1 protein-coding gene is annotated in these 1844 nt (G+C 47.2%); it reads left to right on the forward strand.

The genetic code is table 11. From position 1 onward, the window contains the following. Positions 1-1844 (forward strand): molybdopterin oxidoreductase family protein (locus WB217_RS09110; RefSeq protein ID WP_423992717.1); only part of this gene is annotated, 1844 nt, incomplete at both ends.

A 1844-nucleotide genomic window follows, 5' to 3' on the forward strand; every position in this document is an offset into this window, starting at 1 on the left:
GTCACTGCGTATCAGACAATTGACCACCCGGACCGCATCAAGCGTCCTTTAATCAAGAAAAATGGCAAATTCGTAGAATCCTCATGGGAAGAAGCGCTTGATTTAATTGAAAGAAAGTACAAAGAAATCCAGGGAACATACGGAAAGGATGCTCTTGCGGTATATGGCGGCGTATCCATGACAAACGAAAAATGCTACCTTGTCGGAAAGTACGCTCGTGTTGGGCTGGGAACTCGTTATATCGATTATAACGGCCGCTATTGCATGAGTTCTGCAGCAGGCGGATTCAATAAGACGCTTGGAATTGACCGAGGATCATCGCTTCCATGGACGGAGCTCGAGCATAGCGACTGCTTCTTCATGGCTGGCTCTAACACGGCAGAATGTCACCCTACTAGTATCCAGTGGTTCTGGAAAGCAAAGGACAAAGGCGCGAAGTTCATTGTTGCCGATCCGCGTGAAACTGCAACAGCAAGAGTTGCCGATGTACACCTTGACCTGCTTCCAGGAACAGATTCAGCATTGGCTAACGGCATCATGCACCTTTTGATCAAGCATGATTATGTTGATCATGAGTACGTGCAGGAACGCTGCAATAATTTTGAAGAATTGAAAGAAATGACAGCGAAATTCACGCCTGAGTATACTTCAAAAATTACAGGTGTAGCGGTTGAGAAAATCATAAAGGCTGCACACATTTTCGGAAAATCGCCTCGCTCTGTGGTTATGTTCGCACGTGGTGCAGAGCAGCAGACAGCAGGTGTAGATAACGTAAGTCTTTACACATCGATGGCTCTTTTAAGAGGACAAATCGGCAAGTTCGCTTCTGGTGTTGCGACTTTTACTGGACAGGGAAACGGCCAGGGCGGACGCGAGCACGGGCAAAAAGCAGATTTGCTGCCAGGCTACCGTAAGCTGACAGATCCGAAGGCGGTTGAGTACATTTCTGGAGTTTGGGGCATCCAGCCTGAAGAAATGCCGCAGCCAGGAGTTTCAGCATATGAAATGTTCCACTTGATGGAAGCCAAGACGATTCGCGGTTTGCATGTAATCTGTTCGAATCCAGTTGTGTCATCGCCGAATATCAATTATGTTCAAGAACAACTTGAAAACCTTGATTTCTTAGTCGTAAATGATTTCTTCCTTTCTGAAACAGCTGAACTTGCAGATGTTGTCCTTCCAGCGACAACATGGGCTGAGGACGAAGGAACGACTACAAATACAGAAGGCCGAATCATCCACATCCGTAAAGTAGTGGAGCCGATTGGTGAATCAAAACCAGACTGGGAGATCATGAGCCTGATTGCTGATCGCCTGGGTAAAGGCCAGCACTTCCAATATAATGAGCCAAGAGAAATTTTTGATGAGCTTCGCCTCGCATCGAAGGGCGGCAAGGCTGATTACTATGGTGTCACATACGAAAAAATCGATGAGCAAGACGGCGTCTTCTGGCCAGCACCTGCTTTGGATCACCAGGGAACACCTTCTATGTTCAAAGAAAGGTTCGCAACTGAAGATGGCAAAGCGAATCTTGCGGTTTGTGACTACAGAGGACCTGCGGAAGTGCAGTCAAAGGAATACCCGCTATGGCTGACAACCGGCCGTGTCGTATTCCATTACCTTTCCGGGAACCAGACAAGACGCGTCGACTTTCTAAAAGAGCAATGTCCTGAGCCATTCGTTGAGATGCATCCAGAATTGGCAAGCGCCTACCAGATTGAAAATGGAGAAAGAGTCAAGCTAACTACACCGCGCGGCGATATGGTCGCACCGGTTAAAATAACGAAAGCGATTCGCAAAGATACAATGTTTGTGCCATATCACTGGGGCAAAAAACTCTCAGT

This window comes from Mesobacillus sp., from assembly GCF_049588175.1.
Taxonomy (GTDB): domain Bacteria; phylum Bacillota; class Bacilli; order Bacillales; family Cytobacillaceae; genus Mesobacillus.